The organism is Amycolatopsis rubida, assembly GCF_900115345.1.
In the GTDB taxonomy this organism is placed as follows: domain Bacteria; phylum Actinomycetota; class Actinomycetes; order Mycobacteriales; family Pseudonocardiaceae; genus Amycolatopsis; species Amycolatopsis rubida.
Genome location: NZ_FOWC01000004.1, coordinates 245771 through 263295 on the forward strand (window position 1 = coordinate 245771; position 17525 = coordinate 263295).

Genomic DNA, 17525 nt, shown 5'->3' on the forward strand with positions numbered 1-17525 from the left:
GGGCAGACCACCTGCCTCTTCGGTCCGGCCGCTCGCCGCACGAGCGGCCGGACCCCGTGGGTGCTCACCCGTCCGTGACCGCGGAGCGACTACGGTGGTGTCATGAGTCTTGGCGATGAACGCGAACTCGTGCCGCTGGGAGCCGGCTTCGACGTAGCGAAGCGGGGGTACAGCCGGGCCCAGGTCGACGAGCACCTGGAACGGCTCGACGGCGACCTGAAGATGCTCACCGCCGACCGCGACGCCGCCATCGCCCAAGCCGGCGACCTGGCCCGGCAGCTGGAAGTCGCGCGCGGCGAGATCGCCGATCTGCGCGGTCAGGTCGACCGGCTCGCGCAGCCGCCGACGAGCGTCGAGGGCCTGTCCGAACGCCTCCAGCGGATGCTGCGGCTGGCGCAGGACGAGGCCGCCGACACGCGGGCCCGCGCCGAGGCCGAAGCCGGTCACATCCGGGCCAAGGCGGAGACCGACGCCAGCGCCATGCGCGCCCGGTACGAGCAACTGCTCACCGAGCTCGATCTGCGCCGCAAGGAAATGGAAGCCGAGCACCGCAAGGTGCTTGAGGACGCGCGCGCCGAGGCCAAGCGGATCACCGACGAGGCCGAGGCCGAGCGCAAGAAGCTCGACGCGGAGTCCGAGGCCCGCCGCACGCAGGTCGAGGAAGACTTCGAGATCGCCATGGCCACCCGCCGCGCCGAGGCGATGCGCGTGCTTGCCGAGCAGGAGGCGGCCAGCAAGGCGGAGGCCGAGCGCCGGGTCCGCGAGGCCGCCGAAGACGCGGCCGCGATCCGGGCGAAGGTGCTGGAAGAGGAGACGGCCGCGAAGGCCGACATCGACCGGCGCCAGCGCGAATCGGTCGCCGACGCGAACAAGCGCCGCCAGGACTCGATCACCGAGGCCAACGCGCGGCTCGCGGAAGCGGCCGACGAGGCCCGCCGCCGCGTCCGCACCGCCACCGACGAGTCCAACCGCCGGATCACCCAGGCCAACGAGCGGGTCGAGGCCCTGCGCGGCGTCCGGGCGAGCCTGGCCGAGCAGGTCCGGTCGGCGCGCACGGTGCTGGCCGAGGCGCAGCACGTGCTCGGCGAGATGGACGGCGAGGTGCCCGCGGACATCAAGGCCGCGGCGGAGACCGCCAACGGGTCCGGCACGAACGGCTCGCCGGCCGGCGGCGCGAAGGCGAGCGGCACCCAGCCAGGCGGCAACGCGGGTGCGCACAACAGCAGGACCAGCGCTCCAGCCGGGCAGAAATCCGCTGGTCAGGGCGGCAAGAACGCCCCGGCGAACAGCGGAAAGCCCGCGGCGAGCGGCGACGTCGAGCAGACCGTCCGGCTGCGTACGTCCGACGTGCCCAAGCCGCAACCGAAACCGCGCCCGGCGGGAAAACCGACTGGCGAGTAACCTTCCCCCGCGAAGGGGCCGCGCCGCCCCGCTGACCGATTCGCCGGGAGGTTGTGGATGGCTGTCTATCGGACTGTGGTGGTGGGCACGGACGGGTCCGACTCGTCCTTCGCCGCGGTGGACAAGGCCGCCGGGGTGGCTGCCGACGCGGGGGCGACGCTCGTCGTCGTCTGCGCGTACCACCCGGCCAGCCGCCAAGACGTGGAACGCGCGCAGGACGAACTGGGCGACGAGGCCTACCAGGTAGTCGGGTCCGCGCCCGCCGAGGACTCGCTGCAGTCCGCGCGGGACCGTGCGACGAAGGCCGGAGCCAAGAACATCGAGACGGTCGCGCTGGAGGGTCAGCCGGTCGACACGCTGCGCAAGGTCGTGAAGGACCGCGAGGCCGATCTTCTGGTGGTCGGCAACCGCGGGCTCAACACCCTGGCCGGGCGGATCCTGGGCTCGGTGCCGTCGGAGGTGGCCCGGAAGTCGGGCGTCGACGTGCTGATCGTGCACACCACCTGAGGCCGTGGCCGATTCTTCCCGGGACCTGCAGCAGCGGCTGGAACGCGCCCTGCTGGGCGGACCCCGCCGCTACACCCGGCTCGAAGTGGCGAAACGGGCCGGAGTACCCGAAGAACGCTCGCGCCGGCTGTGGCGGGCGCTGGGTTTCGCCACCGTCGAAGACGACGAGATGGTGTTCACCGACGCGGACGTCGAAGCCATGCGCATCGCCGACGGTCTGGTGAGTTCCGGGCTCGTCGCGCCCGGCATGGAAGTCGCGGTGACCCGTGCCCTCGGCCAGCATCTGTCCCGGCTGGCCGAGTGGCAGGTCCACATGCTGTGGCGGCTGATCACCGAAAACCCGGAACTGGCCCGCAGCGACCGCCAGGTCACCCGCCTGGTCGAGCGCCTGCTCCCCGAACTGGAGCGAGTACAGAACTACGTCTGGCGCCGCCACCTGGCCGCGTTCGCCGGCCGCGCCTTCGCCAGCCCCGACGAGGACCTGGAAACGCGCGCCCTGGTAGTCGGCTTCGTGGACATGGTCGGCTACACGCGTTTCACGAGAGAAGCCGACGAAGAAGAACTGACCCAAGTCCTGGACGGCTTCGAATCCCTGGCCACTGAAGTCATCGCGGAACACCACGGCCGAGTAGTAAAGATGATCGGCGACGAAGTCCTCTTCGTCACCGACACTCCCGCCGACGGCGCGGAAATCGCCCTGACGCTAGCCGAGCGCACCGGCGAGGACGGCGGCCTCCCCGCAGTCCGAGCCGGAATGGCCACCGGCCGGGTCCTGTCCCGCTTCGGCGACGTCTACGGCTCCGTAGTGAACCTAGCCGCACGGCTCACGTCAGCCGCTCGCCCCGGGACCGTGCTGGTCGACCGAGAACTGGCCGGGGAACTGGAATCCTTGCCACAGTTCGATCTCCGCACCCGCCGCCCCATCGCAGTGCGCGGCTACAACCGCCTCCGCCCCTCCGCACTACGGAGGGCGAAGGACAAACCCACCGGCCGCTTCGCGTCGTCCCAGCAACTGGCCGCGGAAATGCTGGGCCTGGGCGACCCCACCCCGCCCGAAACCCCCGTACCAGACGACTTCCCCGCCGCCCCACGCAAACGCCGCCGACGCCGCTGACCGTCCGTGAGGGGAACCCGCACCGACTCTGATTCCCTCAGGGTTCCCCGCACGACCCTCCACCGGCCGGGAGGGGCCTCACGTACTTGGAATCCCTCAGGGAGCCCTTCACAACCCGCCCGCCGTCGAGGCACCCAGCCGCACCAGCGCACCGCGCAACCACCCCGCCTGCGAACCGCACCCCTCAAGCATCAAAATCCACAGTAACCCGCTCAGAAACCGGATGCGACTGGCACGTCAGCACAAACCCAGCATCCACTTCAGCCTTCTCCAGCGCGAAATTCCGCCGCATGTCCACGGCCCCCTCGGTCACCCGCGCCCGGCAGGTACCGCACACCCCGCCCTTGCAGGCAAACGGCAAATCCGGCCGAAACCGCTGCGCCCCGTCCAAGACCGAAGATTCCCGGGGCAGATTCATCGTCGTAGACCGACCGTCCAGCACCAACGTCACCTCGGACGAAGCCCCGGCGACAGCGGGGTCGGCATGCTTGACCGGCTCCGGCGGCACATCGTCCACATAGAACAGTTCCTGATGAATCCGCTCCCCGGGAACTCCCAGCGAACCAAGAAGATCCTGCGCCGAAGTCACCATCCCGAACGGCCCGCACAGCCAGAAATGGTCAACATCCTCGACCGGCACGATCGACCCGAAGAGCGCACGCAGCTTGTCCGCATCCAGCCGTCCGGTGAACAACTCAGCCTCACGAGGCTCCCGGGACAGCACATGCACGAGTTCCAGCCGCGCCGGATACCGGTCTTTCAAATCAGCCAGCTCGTCAGCGAACATCACCGTGTCAGTACGCCGATTCCCATACAGCACCGTCACCGAAGCATCCGGCGTGGCAAGCAACGAGGCCGCGATCGACAACACCGGGGTAATCCCGGACCCGGCGGCGATCAGCACGTGGTGGCCGCCGGCGGCCAGGTCCGGAGTAAACGAACCCGTGGGCGCGGATACCTCAACTGTATCCCCCGCACGAACCTCATTGACCAGCCACGAGGAGAACACTCCGTCCGGCACCAACCGCACCCCGACCCGAGGCCGCTCCCCCGCCGGAGCGCAAATGGAGTACGACCGCCGCTCGTCCCGCCCCTCCACCATCCGCCGCAGGGTGAGCGATTGACCGGGCGCGAAGGCGTAGGTTTCGGACAACTCCTCAGGCACGTCGAAGGTGACGGCCACAGCGTCGTCGCAGAGCCGCTCGACCTCAGCCACCCGCAACGGATGGAACCCGGCACGGCGGGAAACGGTGGCAGTCACTCAAATCTCCTTGACGTGTTCGAACGGCTCCCAGCAAGCCCGGCACCGCCGCAACGCTTTGCACGCGGTCGCACTGAACCGGGACTGCTCCTCCGTATCCAAGGACCCGCAATGCGGGCAAGCCACCCGCCGCACAGAAGGTCCCAGCGTCAGCGGAATCGGCCCGGCAGCCCGCCGCGGCGCGGACCCCGGCGGCGCGATCCCGGCCTCCGCCAACTTCCGCCGCCCGTCCGCGCTGATCCAATCCGAGGTCCAAGCCGGTTCCAGCACAGTGCGGATGTCGATCTCGACATATCCCGCGCCGCGCAACGCGTGTTCGAGATCGTCGCGCATGGTGTCCATCGCCGGGCAACCGGAATAGGTCGGCGTAATAGAAACGGTAACTCGACCGTCCTCTTCGGACACTTCGCGCAGCACACCCAGATCCGCGAGCGTCAGCATCGGCAGCTCCGGATCCGTGACCGTGGAAGCCACCGCGGCCGCGGTGCTGGCCGCCGCCTCCGGGGGAAAGAACACGTCGGCGGTGCTGGACGCCGCCTCCGAGGGAAAGAACACGTCGGCGCTCACCACGACGCTCCAGGCATCGCCCGAGCCACACTCTGCATCTCGGCCAGCAGGAACCCCATCTGCTCGGTATGCACGCCGTCGCGCCCCATCCGGCCGGAAACCCCGGCAATGGCCCCGATCTCCGGCCGGTCCATCGTTGCCGCCGCGAACGCCTGATCCAGGACAGCGTCGAACTCCGGCCGCACCGAAGCCGCATCCACCAGCTCGACCGGATGCGTCGAGAACAACTCCTCGACATACGGCCACACCGCGGCCAGCCCCTCGGCCATCCGCTCGTGCGACAACGGCGTCCCGTCACCCAGCCGCACCAGCCACTGCGCGGCATAATCCCGGTGATAGGCCAGTTCCTTCACGCCCTTGGCCGCGATAGCCGCCAGCACCGGGTCCGCACTGGACTCCAGCCGCTGGAACAACGCGAGCCGCCACGTCGAGAACACGAACAGCTGCGCGATCAGGTGCCCGAAGTGCCCGCCGCCCAGCTCAGCCAGCCGAACGTTGCGGAACTCGTTCTCGGCGCGCAGAAACGCGAACGTGTCCTCAGAACGGTCCGTACCGTCAGCCTTGCCCGAACGAGCGAGCAGCAACCGCGCCTGGCCGAGCAGATCGAGGCCGATGTTCGCGATCGCGACCTCGTCCTCCAGCTCCGGCGCGCCCGCGACCCACTCCTGCAACCGGTGCGAGAAGATCAACGCGTCATCGCCCAGCATCAAGCAATACGCGGCGAGCCGCGCACCGTCCACTCCGGACGGGACCGAAGTGTCCACACCGGACAAAGGATCGGCGAACCCGGTGCCGAAGGCCCACCGCGCGTCGTTGTCCTCGGTGATGGCTTCGTAGACGTTGTCAAAGGACACAGCAAGACATCCCTTACATGTGGGGAACGTTGTCGGGAATGTCGTAGAACGTCGGGTGCCGGTACACCTTGTCCCCGCTTGGCGCGAAGAACGGGTCCTTCTCGTCCGGCGACGACGCGGTGATGTCCGAGGCGCGAACGACCCAGATCGACACCCCCTCGTTGCGGCGCGTGTAGAGATCGCGCGCGTGGTGCAGCGCCATCTCGTCGTCCGCCGCGTGCAGCGAACCCACGTGGACGTGGTTCAGTCCCCGTTTCCCGCGGACGAAGACCTCGTACAGCGGCCAGTCGTGCTTCATGCCGAAACCTCTTTCTTGGCCGCGTGCGCCGCCGCGGCTTCCCGGACCCAGGCGCCTTCGTCGTGCGCGCGACGCCGGTGTGCGATCCGCTCCGCGTTGCACGGGCCGTTGCCCTTGAGCACGTTCTTGAACTCGTCCCAGTCGACCGCACCGAAGTCGTAGTGCTCGCGCGAGGCGTTCCACTTCAGCTCCGGGTCCGGGAAGGTCACGCCGAGCGCCTCGGCCTGCGGGACGGACATGTCGACAAAACGCTGCCGCAGCTCGTCGTTGGTGTGCCGCTTGATCTTCCACGCCATCGACTGCGCGGTGTTCGGCGAATCCGCGTCCGGCGGGCCGAACATCATCAACGACGGCCACCACCAGCGGTTCACCGCCTCCTGCACCATGTCCCGCTGCTGCTGGGTGCCCTTCATCATGGTCATCAGCAGCTCGTAGCCCTGTCGCTGGTGGAAGGACTCCTCCTTGCAGATCCGGATCATCGCCCGCGCGTAGGGCCCGTACGACGACCGGCACAGCGGCACCTGGTTGCAGATCGCCGCGCCGTCCACCAGCCAGCCGATCACGCCGACGTCGGCGAAGGTCAGCGTCGGGTAGTTGAAGATCGACGAGTACTTCTGCCTGCCGGTGATGAGCTTGTCGGTGAGGTCCGCGCGGTCCGCGCCGAGCGTCGCCGCCGCGGAGTACAGGTACAGCCCGTGCCCCGCCTCGTCCTGCACCTTCGCGAGCAGAATCGCCTTGCGCCGCAAGGAAGGCGCGCGCGTGATCCAGTTGCCCTCCGGCTGCATGCCGATGATCTCCGAATGCGCGTGCTGCGCGATCTGGCGGATCATCGTCTTGCGGTAGGCCTCGGGAATCCAGTCGCGCGGTTCGATGCGCTGGTCCCGTTCGATGGTGTGCTCGAACTGGGTCTCCAGATCGGCTACAGCGGTCACGGCCGCTCCTTCGAGACGAGGGTGAGCACGTCGTACTTCGCGACCGAGTCGCCGTCGGAGTTGGTGACGTCGGCGTCCCAGCGGACTTCGCCGTACTCCTGGTCGATCCGCGGCGTGATCTGCTTGGCTGTCAAGGTGACCGTCAGCGCGTCGCCGACCTTCACCGGCGTCAGGAACCGCAGGTTCTCCAGGCCGTAGTTGGCCAGCACCGGACCCGGCTCGGGCGAGACGAACAGGCCCGCCGCGAACGAGACGACCAGGTAGCCGTGCGCCACGATGCCGCCGAACAGCGGGTTCGCCGCGGCCGCCGCCTCGTCGGTGTGCGCGTAGAAAGTGTCGCCGGTGAACTCGGCGAAGTGGTCGATGTCGGCGCGAGTGACGGTGCGCGGGCCAGCCACCACGGTGTCGCCGATGCTCAGCTCTGCCAGCGACTTCCGGAACGGGTGCTCGCCTTCGACGCGCGGACCGCCCTCGACCCACCGGCCGGTGACAGCGCCGAGCACCTTCGGGCTGCCCTGCACGGCCGTGCGCTGCATGTGGTGCAGCACGCCGCGGATACCACCCATTTCCTCGCCGCCGCCCGCGCGGCCGGGGCCGCCGTGCACCAGCTGCGGCATCGGCGAACCGTGCCCGGTTGATTCCTTCGCGTCTTCGCTGTCGAGCACGAGCAGACGGCCGTGGTACGGCGCGACGCCCAGCACGATCTCGCGGGCGAACACCGGGTCACCGGTCACGACCGACCCGGCCAGGCTGCCGCCGCCCCGTGCCGCGAACTCGATGACCTGCTTGACCGACGTGTACGGCATCAGCGTGGACACCGGGCCGAACGCCTCGACCTCGTGCGGTTCGGCGCGCTCCGGGTCGGCCTTGAGCAGGATCGGCGAGATGAACGCGCCGGTCGCCTCGTCGCCGTCCACGACGTCGACGTGCTCCGGGTCGCCGAAGACGACGCTGCCCGCGTCGAGCAGGGCCTTCAGCGAACGACGCACCTCTTCACGCTGTTCCAGGCTGGCCAGCGCACCCATCCGGACGCCTTCAGCGTTCGGATTGCCCACCGTCACCTTGGCGAGCCGGGCGCTGACCGCCTCCGCAACGTCGTCCAGCATCTCCGCCGGAACGAACGCGCGGCGGATGGCGGTGCACTTCTGGCCCGCCTTCACCGTCATCTCGGTAGTCAGCTGCTTGACGAAAAGGTCGAACTCCGGCGTCGACGGCCGGGCGTCCGGAGCGAGAATCGAGCAGTTCAGCGAGTCGGCCTCGGCGTTGAACCGCACCGAATTCCGCACGATCGCCGGGTGCGCGCGCAGCTTCTGCGCGGTGGACGCGGAACCGGTGAACGACACCAGGTCCTGCGCGGTGACGTGGTCGAGCAGGTCGCCGACGCTGCCCGCGACGAACTGCACTGTGCCCTCGGGCAGGATGCCGGATTCGACGATCAGCTCCACGAGCCGCGCGGTCAGGTACGCGGTCTGGCTGGCCGGCTTGATCAGGCTCGGCACCCCGGCGAGGAACGCGGGTGCGAGCTTCTCCAGCGGACCCCACACCGGGAAGTTGAAGGCGTTGATCTGGATCGCGACGCCCTGCAGCGGGGTCGCGATGTGCTGTGCGACGAACGTGCCGCCGCGGCTCAGCGGCTCGACCGCGCCCTCGACGTACACGGTGTCGTTCGGCAGTTCGCGCTTGCCCTTCGAGCCGTAGCTGAACAGGACGCCGATGCCGCCGTCGATGTCGAACTTGGAGTCGCCCAGCGTCGCGCCCGTACGGGCCGACAGCTCGTACAGCTCTTCGCGGTGCTCGCGCAGGTGCGAGGCGAGCGATTTCAGCAGCGCGGCTCGCTGATGGAACGTCAGCTTCCGCAGCGCCGGGCCGCCGACGCTGCGCCCGTACTCGAGCGCGGCGGCGAAGTCGATCCCCTCCGACGAAATCCGGGCCACTTCCTCCCCGGTCGCCGCGTCGTGCAGCGGGGCGCCCTCGCCCGGCGCCGTGTGCCATCCCCCGGAGACGTAGCTGCGGAGCAGAACCATGCCGACCCTCTCGCCGAATTACCAACCGGACGTTCAGTAATTCGCAGGATAGCCGGTCTCCCGGCTGATCGGAACCCCCGCATTGCTTGACACCGAACGGGTCGCGGCCTTTACTGGGCTCCAGCCGGGATTACCGGCCAATCGGTCAGTAAGTCACCGTCCCGGAGGCCTAGCTCGTGACCCGCAACGCCGCGCACGCCATGTTCGACACCGACGCGGCGTCCCGCTCCCTCGGCATCGAACTCGTCGAAGCGGCCGACGGCAGGGCGGTGGCCACGATGAAGGTCACCGAGACGATGGTCAACGGACACGACATCGCCCACGGCGGTTACGTGTTCCTGCTCGCCGACACCGCTTTCGCCCTCGCCTGCAACACGCACGGGCCGGTCACCGTCGCCGCGGGCGCGGAGATCTCGTTCGTCGCCGCCGGGAAACTGGGCGATCACCTCGTCGCGACGGCCGCCGAGCGCACCCGCTACGGCCGCAACGGCATCTACGACGTCACGGTGCACCGGGAGACCCCCGAAGGGCCCGAGGTCGTCGCCGAATTCCGCGGCCGCAGCCGCGTCATCGAGAAGACCCGGGAAACACAGTGACTCCCCTGACCGCAGACCTCGCCGAAACCGTCAGCGCCGACGAGCTGGCCGCGCTCCAGCTGGAACGGCTGCAGTGGACCCTGCGGCACGCGTACGAGAACGTCCCGCTGTACCGCAAGAAGTTCGCCGAAGCGGGCGTGCACCCCGACGACTGCCGCGAGCTGGGCGACCTGGCGAAGTTCCCCTTCACCACCAAGGCCGACCTGCGCGAGAGCTACCCGTTCGGGATGTTCGCCGTGCCGCAGGACCAGATCCGCAGGCTGCACGCGTCCAGCGGCACCACCGGGAAGCCGACCGTCGTCGGCTACACCGAGGACGACATCGACACCTGGGCCACCGTGATGGCGCGCTCGATCCACGCCGCGGGCGGGCGGCCGGGGCACAAGGTACATGTCGCGTACGGATACGGCCTGTTCACTGGCGGGCTCGGCGCGCACTACGGTGCGGAAAAGCTCGGCTGCACGGTGATTCCGGCGTCCGGCGGGATGACCGCCCGGCAGGTCCAGCTGATCACGGACTTCAAGCCGGAAGTCATCATGATCACGCCCTCGTATCTGCTGACGCTGCTCGACGAATTCGAGCGCCAGGGCGTGGATCCGCGGGCCAGTTCGCTGAAGGTGGGCATTTTCGGCGCGGAGCCGTGGACCGAGCAGATGCGGTCCGAGATCGAGGAACGGTTCGCGCTGGACGCGGTCGACATCTACGGCCTGTCCGAGGTGATGGGCCCGGGCGTCGCGCAGGAATGCGTGGAGACCAAGGACGGCCTGCACATCTGGGAGGACCACTTCTTCCCCGAGGTGATCGACCCGTTCACCGAACAGGTGCTGCCCGAGGGCGAACGCGGCGAACTGCTGTTCACGTCGCTGACCAAGCAGGCGCTGCCGATCATCCGCTACCGCACCCGCGACCTGACCCGCCTGCTGCCCGGCACCGCGCGTCCCGCGTTCCGCCGGATGGAGAAGGTGACCGGCCGCAGCGACGACCTCATCATTCTGCGCGGGGTCAACGTCTTCCCCACGCAGATCGAGGAAGTCGTGCTGCGCACCGAGGGATTGAGCCCGCACTTCCAGCTGGTCCGCTCGACCCGCGGCCGCCTGGACCATCTGACGGTGCGCGTCGAAGCCCGCGCCGGCACGACCGCCGAAGCCAGGACCGCCGCCGCCGCTGTGGTGACTGCCGGAGTGAAGGACGGCGTCGGCGTAAGCGTTTCGGTGGAGGTCGTCGACCCGGACACGCTGGAGCGCTCGCTCGGTAAAATGCGCCGCGTGCTGGACGAACGCTCGTGACTGCCCCCGCCCGCCGCGGCCGGCCCGGCTACGACCTGGAGTCGCTGCTCCTGGTCGCGGTCAAGCTGTTCAACGACCGCGGCTACGACGGGACCAGCATGGAGGACCTGTCGCGCAAGCTCGGCATCACGAAATCCGCGATCTACCACCACGTGCCGAGCAAGGAGGAACTGCTGCGGCTGGCGGTGGACCGGGCGCTGGACGGGCTGTTCGAGGTCGCGGAGTCCACCGAGGCACTGGACGGGCGCGCCATTGACCGCTTGGAGCACCTGGTGCGCGGGAGTGTGCTGGTGCTCGCGGATCGGTTGCCGTTCGTGACGTTGCTGCTGCGGGTGCGGGGCAATACGAAGGCCGAGCGGGCGGCGTTGGCGCGGCGGCGCGAGTTCGATCATCTGGTGACGGATCTGGTCAAGCAGGCCGAAGCCGAAGGGGATGTCCGGCCGGATATCGACCCGGCGATCGCGGCGCGGCTGTTGTTCGGCACGGTGAACTCGCTGATCGAGTGGTACCGGCCGCGCCGGGGAGCGTCTCCGGGGGAACTGGCGGACGCGGTGTGCAAGATGGCGTTCGACGGGTTGCGCGCCTAGCGGCTCAGTGCCAGACAGCTTTGAAATCGGCGTCCGGTAGCGCCGTCAGAAAGGCGGCGGCGAACGCCTCGCCTGGTGCCAGCGCGCCCGAGCCGCGGTACCGGCCGTCGAGAAGCCGGACCGTGGCCTCGACCAGGATCGGTGCGGTCGTGGCGTAGATGTCGCGCCCGGTCGCGGTGGCGCGGCGAGTCTGCGTGCCGGGCCCGACGGTGACTTCGACGGCGAAGCGTCGTGCCGAGCGTCCGTGCTCGTCGTGGGCTTGCGGGGCCGGGGTGTCCGGGTCGTGGAGGTCGTCGAGCGGGGCGGTGTTCAGCCAGGAACGCAGGGTTCCCACCGCGAGATGCCGGTCGATGGTGACCACCTCGGAGAACGGCAGCTCCACAGTGGACTGTGCGCCGATCGGCTCCGGGAAGTCCCAGGTGCCGGTCGCTGCCGGATCAGCGATCGGGGCGAGGACGCCGTCGCGGATCACCAGCCGGGTCGCGGTGTTGCGGGCGCCGGTGACCCGGGTTCCCTCCGTGGGCCACCACCGGTCCAGTCCGACGGCGATCTCGACCTCGGCGGCGGACTTCTCGGGACCGAGCATGGCGGTGAGAAGCAAATCGGCCAGTCCGCCGTAGAACGCCATGGCGGGCACTACGGCTGTCCCCGCCGAGCGGGCGGGTGCGTCGAGTTCGCGATCGAGCTGCTGGACGGCTGGCTGCTCCGCGGTGACGTCCAGGTAGTGAGTGCCGGTCTCGACCGCCGCCGTCGCGAGCGGGAGCGCGGTGTCCAGGAACGGGCCAGCGCAGTTGAGCACCACCGCGACGTCGTTCAGCAGCGCCCGCAACCCTGCGTCGTCGTCGATGCTCGCCGGTCCAGATCCGCGAACTGCGCGAGCCGCGAGAGACTGCGCCCCGCGACGACCGGTTGAAGACCGCGTCGCAGCAACTCGCCGATCACGAACTTTCCGGTGTGACCGCTGGCTCCGTAGACCAGGACCCGCTGAGAATCTGTCCTGCCCTCGATTCTGGACACTCCCGCACGCCACTGGTGAGTGTCTGAAAGGACGAGTTGCGTACAGTATCGGACATGCCTCGATTGGTGCTCGTCCTCCACGAGCACGCGATGCTGTACGAGGTCGCGATCGCGGCGGAAGTCTTCGGCGTCGACCGTTCGGCCCTCTCCCCCACCGGCGCCTGGTACGACGTCGTCGTGGCCTGCCCCGAACGGTCGCCGCGGCACTGGCTGCCGCATCTGCCCGCGATCGGCGTCTCGGAGATCGGCGAGGCCGCCGCTGACCTGATCGTGGTCCCCTCCACGGATTCCCCCGGCGAGGAGATCGATCCGGCGCTCGCGGCCGCTCTCCGGGACGCGCACGCGAGCGGGGTCCGGATCGCTCGTTCGTCCTCGCCGAGGCGGGCCTGCTGGATGACCGGATCGCGACCACCCACTGGATGCACGCCGACGACCTGGCCCGCCGCTATCCGCGCCTGAAAGTACGCGCCGACGTGCTCTACGCCGACGAGGGCGACATCCTCACCTCGGCGGGCAAAACGGCCGCCCTCGACCTGTGCCTGCACCTGGTGCGCCGAGACCTGGGCGCGGCGGTCGCCAACGACCTAGGGCGCAGGCTGGTCGTCCCGCCGCATCGACACGGCGGCCAGGCGCAATTCGTGTCCCCGCCGCCTTCTCCGGACGGTTCTGGCCTAGCCCGTACCGCGGAGTGGGCGCGGGTCCAGCTGGAGCAACCGCTCACGGTCGCCGGCCTCGCGCGCCGCGCGGGCCTCAGCTCCCGGCAGCTCGCCCGCCGGATGCGCGCCGAATTCGGTTCCGCGCCGCTGAACTGGCTGCATCAGCAACGCCTCGCCCGCGCGCGGGAACTGCTCGAACGCACCGATTCCTCGATCGATCAGATCTCCGCCAGCTGCGGAATGGGCAGCGCCGCCACCCACCGCCGCCACTTCCGCGACGCACTCGGCGTCTCCCCGTCCGAATACCGCGCGACGTTCCGGCTGACCTAGGACGTTTCCTCCCGGGCCGGAGCGGGCATCGTCACCACGAACCCCGTGCTGCGCCCCACATCGTCCAGCAGCCACCCCATCCGCTTGACCGTCCGCAGGATCAGCGCCGAATCCACCACCGACAGCGGCGCCAGGTCCTGTTCCAGATGTTCCTGCATCCGCATCGATTCCTCGATCGACCGCGTCCACGTGGTCACCAGAAGATTCGCCGGCCCCGGCAGACTCGCCATCTGCCGCACAGCCGGGTTGGCCCGCAACCGGTCCACGCACGTCGACACGTGCGCCACCGGCACCTGGCACCACCAGTTCACGACAACCGGCGACGGCGTCAGCCCCTGCGCGATCTCGCAGCGGAACGTCAACGCGTCGGCATTCAGCAGGCGCCCGAGCTGGCGGCGCACGGTCGACACCGGACGCCCGGTGATCCGCGCCAGGTCCGCGGCACTGTGGCGGCCGTCCTCGCCCAGCGCACTAGTCAGCGGGGCGTAAGGCTCTTCCCACGGCTGCAGTGTGGCCATCCGCCCGCCGCCGATGGCCGGTAGTTGCGACAGTGCCTGCACGCGCCGCCGATCCAAGGCGCCCACTCGCCACGAACTGCCTTCGACATGCAGCCGCGAAGCCAGGTGCGAGCGCGTGTTGAGCACGCCGGGCAGGCTGGGGATCGCGTCCAGCAGCAAGGCGGACAGGTCACGCAGGCCGAGGCCGAAAACGGTCAGTACCAGGCTGTATTCCCGCGAAGCCTCCTCGATGCTGGCCACCGAAGACCACGTCGACAGCTCTCGGATCAGCTCGCGCACCTGGCCGCTCGCGCAGCGGATTTCCACGTACGCGGCCTGCACCTGATACAGCCCGGGCACGTGCGGATAGGCCGTCACCCACGCCGCTCCCCCGTCGCGCAGCCGCTCCCAGCGCCGCGCCAGCGTCACCGGGGAGGAGTCGAGCGCCGCGGCCAGTTGCGTCCAGGTGGCACGGGGACGCAGTTGCAGTGCGTGGATGAGCGAAAAGTCTTCCTCCTCCAGTGACTCGATCATTATTTCTTCTCCAGATAACGGGTTCGCGAGCGATTCCGACAACTCTAACGCGATATCAGGCGCGAGTTCCCACACTCGACCACCAAGACGCCGTTCCCGACGAAGAGGAGCCGAACCGGTGGACCTCCACGAAGACGCCCGCAGCCAGCAGGACGACCTGGCGCAGCTGCGCCGCGAACTGCACCGCGAGCCTGAGATCGGCCTCGACCTGCCGCGCACCCAGGAACGGGTCCTGCGCGAACTCGACGGGCTCGGGCTGGAGATCTCCACCGGAACCGACACGACGTCCGTGACCGCGGTACTCCGCGGCGAAGGAGCCGCCCGCGATTCGGCTCAACCGCGCACGGTTCTGCTGCGCGCCGACATGGACGCGCTCCCGGTCCAGGAAGCGACCGGGCTCGATTTCGCCGCTGCCAACGGCGCGATGCACGCGTGTGGCCACGATTTGCACACCACGTCACTGGTCGGCGCGGCTCGGCTGCTGCACACGCACCGCGATCGGATCAACGGCGACGTCGTCCTGATGTTCCAGCCCGGCGAAGAAGGATGGGACGGCGCTGGCGTGATGCTGAAGGAAGGCGTGCTCGACGCCGCCGGCCAACGCGTTGACACCGCGTACGGGCTTCACGTTTTCTCGTCGATGCTGCCCAGCGGTCAGTTCGCGAGCCGCCCCGGGACGCTGATGTCGGCCTCGCACAAGCTGCTCGTGACCGTGCACGGCGAAGGCGGCCACGGGTCGATGCCGCACCGCGCGAAGGACCCGATCTCCGCTGCCGCGGCGATGATCACCGCGCTGCAGACGATGATCACGCGCCGCCTGGACATCTTCGACCCGGCGGTGCTCACCGTCGGTGTCATCCGCGGCGGCACGAAGCGCAATGTCATCCCCGCGACCGCCGAGTTCGAAGCCACCGTCCGCTGCTTCTCCGACGACACCGCCGCCCTGCTCGACACCACCATCCGCGAGACGATCGACGGCGCCGCGCGGGCGAACGGCGTCACCGCGGACGTCGTGTTCGAGAACGAATATCCAGTGACCGTAACGGATGCCGACGAGACGGCGTTTGGTGCCGAGGTCGTCCGAGAGACGATCGGCGAGCAGTACTACACCGACCTGCCCAACCCAGTCGCCGGTTCGGAGGACTTCTCGCGTGTCCTCGCCGCGGTGCCCGGCACATTCCTCGGCCTCGGCGCGCTGATGCCGGGCCTCGAACCGCACACCGCGCCCAACAATCACAGCCCGTACGCCGATTTCGACCCGTCCGTGCTGTCGCGCGCCGCCACCGTCTACGCCGAACTCGCCGTCCGCCGTCTCGACCGATTCGCCGAAGGAGCACTGCGATGACTTCTGTGGCCCCAGACCGTCGCCGTACCCTGTTCGGGCTCGGCGCCGGCAACGCGATGGAATGGTTCGACTGGAACGTCTACGCCACGTTCGCGTCGTTCTTCGCCGCGCAGTTCTTCAACGCCGACAGCGCGGTTTCGGCTCTGCTGAGCACGCTCGCGGTGTTCGCGGTCGGCTTCGCCGCGCGGCCGATCGGCGGCTGGCTGTTCGGCTGGATCGCCGACCGCAAGGGCCGTCAGCTCGCGATGGCGCTGACCGTCGCGATCGCCGCCGCGGGCAGCCTGGTCATCGGCCTTTCCCCGACGTACGGCCAAATCGGCGTGTGGGCGTCGGTGATCCTGGTGGTCGCGCGACTGGCCCAGGGCCTCGCGCACGGCGGCGAACTGCCGTCCGCGCAGACCTACATCGCCGAGGTCGCCCCGCCGGCCCGCCGCGGACTGTGGTCGAGCCTCATCTACTTCTCCGGCACCTGCGGCGTGCTCGTGGGCACCCTGCTTGGCGCGGTCCTCTCCGGCGTGCTGACCCACGAGCAGATGCTCTCCTTCGGCTGGCGGATCCCGTTCATCCTCGGCGGCGTCTTCGGGATCTACTCGCTCTACGTGCGGCTCCGCATGCGCGAGACCGAGGTGTTCCAGGCGGCGAAGAAGAACGCGGCGAAGGAAAAGGGCCAGATCTGGCACACGATCAAGCAGAACCCGAAACTGCTCGCACAGGTCGTCGGGCTGACTGTCGGCGCGACGGTCATCTACTACATGTGGGCCGTCGCCGCGCCGTCGTACGCGATCACCGTGCGCGGTGTCGACCCGACCGGCGCGCTGTGGGCGGGCGTGTTCGCGAACGTGGTCTTCCTGATCGCCCTGCCGTTGTGGGGAATCCTGTCCGACCGCATCGGCCGCAAGCCGGTGTTGTTCATCGCGATCGCCGGCCTGCTCCTGCTGAGCTTCCCGCTGAACGCGATGGTCGGGCGCGAGCCGTGGCAGCTGTTCGTGGCGATGTCGATCGCGCTGCTGTTCATGGCCGGGTTCTCCGCCATCGGCCCGGCGGTCTACGCGGAGATCTTCCCGACCCGCATCCGCGCGGTCGGCGTCGGAGTGCCGTACTCGATCGCGGTCGCGGCGTTCGGCGGCACGGCGCCGTACTTGCAGACCCTGTTCGCCGGGAACGGGCATCCGTCGCTGTTCGTCATCTACGGGATCGTGCTGATGGTGATCAGCGCGCTGGTCGTGTTCACGCTGCCGGAGACGCGGGGCGTGGACCTGCGGGAGAAGGCTGTTCGCAAACCATCCATAGTGGACTGAACCGCTGGCGCGGCTCAGCTGTCGGGCCGAGTCTCGCCGAGCTGCCACCACAGCGCCGCGCGCAGCCGTTCGATGAGCGTCTCGTCGTCCTCCTCGCTCGGGTCCGCTCCCAGCGGGACCCAGCGTTCCTCCACCAGTTCGCCGTCGTCGTAGCTGCTGATCAGTATCCCCGGATACGACACCGTCAGCTCGTCCTCCGGGCAGCCGGTCGCGCACGGCCGGTCGTCCATCCGCACATGCCGGTGGTGCAGCCGCACCCCGACCCATCGGCCGGACGGCCGCGGCTGCTGGTCCGTGCCGTCCATCGCCCGCTCCCGCTCGCCCCAGGTCCCCCGGCTGAAGGTCGCGGCCGGGGCGGCCGGAGTTACCGGCGGGTTGTTCCGGTTGGGTAACGGCATCCGGTGACGGCACCGCCGCGCGT

17 protein-coding genes and 1 pseudogene are annotated in these 17525 nt (G+C 69.2%); 9 read left to right on the forward strand and 9 right to left on the reverse strand.

All coding sequences use genetic code 11. The annotated features are described in order from the left end of the window. Positions 1–129 precede the first annotated feature (129 nt). The 3 genes from BM362_RS18780 to BM362_RS18790 are packed head-to-tail and all read left to right on the forward strand — an operon-like array spanning position 130 to position 3022. A complete protein-coding gene (locus BM362_RS18780; RefSeq protein WP_067592406.1) occupies positions 130–1401 on the forward strand; it encodes a coiled-coil domain-containing protein in 1272 nt (423 codons plus the stop codon). A gap of 57 nt (positions 1402–1458) precedes the next feature. After that, a complete protein-coding gene (locus BM362_RS18785; RefSeq protein ID WP_093574012.1) occupies positions 1459–1908 on the forward strand; it encodes a universal stress protein in 450 nt (149 codons plus the stop codon). A 4-nt stretch (positions 1909–1912) separates the two neighbouring features. Next, positions 1913–3022 carry an adenylate/guanylate cyclase domain-containing protein gene (locus BM362_RS18790; protein WP_093574013.1) on the forward strand — a complete coding sequence of 370 codons (1110 nt, stop codon included), beginning with the start codon at positions 1913–1915 and terminating at the stop codon, positions 3020–3022. Between the two features lie 184 nt (positions 3023–3206). On the opposite strand, the gene paaE is transcribed toward BM362_RS18790, so the two are convergent. From paaE to paaZ, 6 genes are read right to left on the reverse strand one after another with little or no spacing between them, the layout of a single operon-like run. Continuing rightward, positions 3207–4283: a 1,2-phenylacetyl-CoA epoxidase subunit PaaE gene (gene paaE / locus BM362_RS18795; RefSeq protein ID WP_093574014.1), complete on the reverse strand. Its 1077-nt coding sequence runs from the start codon at positions 4281–4283 to the stop codon at positions 3207–3209. Next, positions 4284–4799 carry a 1,2-phenylacetyl-CoA epoxidase subunit PaaD gene (paaD, locus tag BM362_RS18800; protein ID WP_093574214.1) on the reverse strand — a complete coding sequence of 172 codons (516 nt, stop codon included), beginning with the start codon at positions 4797–4799 and terminating at the stop codon, positions 4284–4286. Between the two features lie 47 nt (positions 4800–4846). Then, entirely contained in the window at positions 4847–5704 is an 858-nt protein-coding gene (gene paaC, locus BM362_RS18805) for a 1,2-phenylacetyl-CoA epoxidase subunit PaaC (protein WP_067592346.1), read from the reverse strand. A 13-nt stretch (positions 5705–5717) separates the two neighbouring features. Next, a complete protein-coding gene (paaB, locus tag BM362_RS18810) occupies positions 5718–6002 on the reverse strand; it encodes a 1,2-phenylacetyl-CoA epoxidase subunit PaaB (RefSeq protein WP_009073848.1) in 285 nt (94 codons plus the stop codon). Then, positions 5999–6934, reverse strand: coding sequence for a 1,2-phenylacetyl-CoA epoxidase subunit PaaA (gene paaA / locus BM362_RS18815; protein WP_093574015.1), 936 nt, complete (start codon positions 6932–6934; stop codon positions 5999–6001). Before paaA ends, paaB begins: the two co-directional genes overlap by 4 nt. Beyond that, positions 6931–8958: a phenylacetic acid degradation bifunctional protein PaaZ gene (paaZ, locus tag BM362_RS18820; protein WP_067592333.1), complete on the reverse strand. Its 2028-nt coding sequence runs from the start codon at positions 8956–8958 to the stop codon at positions 6931–6933. Before paaZ ends, paaA begins: the two co-directional genes overlap by 4 nt. A 200-nt stretch (positions 8959–9158) precedes the next feature. On the opposite strand from paaZ, the gene paaI reads away from it, so the two are divergent. The 3 genes from paaI to BM362_RS18835 are packed head-to-tail and all read left to right on the forward strand — an operon-like array spanning position 9159 to position 11427. Further along, positions 9159–9554 carry a hydroxyphenylacetyl-CoA thioesterase PaaI gene (gene paaI / locus BM362_RS18825; protein WP_067592400.1) on the forward strand — a complete coding sequence of 132 codons (396 nt, stop codon included), beginning with the start codon at positions 9159–9161 and terminating at the stop codon, positions 9552–9554. Then, complete coding sequence (gene paaK / locus BM362_RS18830) at positions 9551–10840, forward strand: phenylacetate--CoA ligase PaaK (protein ID WP_198545618.1); 1290 nt, start codon at positions 9551–9553, stop codon at positions 10838–10840. The genes paaI and paaK overlap by 4 nt, the downstream gene beginning before the upstream one ends. Next, positions 10837–11427: a TetR/AcrR family transcriptional regulator gene (locus BM362_RS18835; RefSeq protein ID WP_067592331.1), complete on the forward strand. Its 591-nt coding sequence runs from the start codon at positions 10837–10839 to the stop codon at positions 11425–11427. The genes paaK and BM362_RS18835 overlap by 4 nt, the downstream gene beginning before the upstream one ends. A gap of 4 nt (positions 11428–11431) precedes the next feature. Here the strand turns inward: BM362_RS18835 and BM362_RS18840 are convergent, their stop codons facing one another. Then, complete coding sequence (locus BM362_RS18840; protein WP_208865252.1) at positions 11432–12256, reverse strand: saccharopine dehydrogenase NADP-binding domain-containing protein; 825 nt, start codon at positions 12254–12256, stop codon at positions 11432–11434. 242 nt (positions 12257–12498) lie between these two features. On the opposite strand from BM362_RS18840, the pseudogene BM362_RS50580 reads away from it, so the two are divergent. Continuing rightward, a pseudogene (locus BM362_RS50580) lies at positions 12499–13430 on the forward strand (GlxA family transcriptional regulator). Here the strand turns inward: BM362_RS50580 and BM362_RS18850 are convergent. Further along, on the reverse strand, positions 13427–14536 hold the full coding sequence (locus BM362_RS18850; RefSeq protein ID WP_244287204.1) for an Lrp/AsnC family transcriptional regulator: 1110 nt from the start codon (positions 14534–14536) through the stop codon (positions 13427–13429). The pseudogene BM362_RS50580 and the gene BM362_RS18850 sit on opposite strands and share 4 nt — an antisense overlap. Positions 14537–14579: 43 nt before the next feature. On the opposite strand from BM362_RS18850, the gene BM362_RS18855 reads away from it, so the two are divergent. After that, the gene (locus BM362_RS18855; RefSeq protein WP_067592327.1) at positions 14580–15806 is read left to right on the forward strand and encodes a M20 metallopeptidase family protein; all 1227 of its coding nucleotides are present in this window, start codon (positions 14580–14582) and stop codon (positions 15804–15806) included. Continuing rightward, positions 15803–17104: an MFS transporter gene (locus BM362_RS18860; protein WP_093574016.1), complete on the forward strand. Its 1302-nt coding sequence runs from the start codon at positions 15803–15805 to the stop codon at positions 17102–17104. Before BM362_RS18855 ends, BM362_RS18860 begins: the two co-directional genes overlap by 4 nt. 14 nt (positions 17105–17118) lie before the next feature. Here the strand turns inward: BM362_RS18860 and BM362_RS18865 are convergent, their stop codons facing one another. After that, on the reverse strand, positions 17119–17502 hold the full coding sequence (locus tag BM362_RS18865) for a hypothetical protein (protein ID WP_425285710.1): 384 nt from the start codon (positions 17500–17502) through the stop codon (positions 17119–17121). Between the last annotated feature and the right edge of the window lie 23 nt (positions 17503–17525).

Coding starts and splice junctions, on each gene's coding strand:
- BM362_RS18785 (WP_093574012.1), top strand. CDS start 1,459: ATGGCTGTCTATCGGACTGTGGTGGTGGGCACGGACGGGTCCGACTCG.
- paaB (WP_009073848.1), bottom strand. CDS start 6,002: ATGAAGCACGACTGGCCGCTGTACGAGGTCTTCGTCCGCGGGAAACGG.
- paaZ (WP_067592333.1), bottom strand. CDS start 8,958: ATGGTTCTGCTCCGCAGCTACGTCTCCGGGGGATGGCACACGGCGCCG.
- paaI (WP_067592400.1), top strand. CDS start 9,159: ATGTTCGACACCGACGCGGCGTCCCGCTCCCTCGGCATCGAACTCGTC.
- BM362_RS18860 (WP_093574016.1), top strand. CDS start 15,803: ATGACTTCTGTGGCCCCAGACCGTCGCCGTACCCTGTTCGGGCTCGGC.
- BM362_RS18865 (WP_425285710.1), bottom strand. CDS start 17,502: ATGCCGTTACCCAACCGGAACAACCCGCCGGTAACTCCGGCCGCCCCG.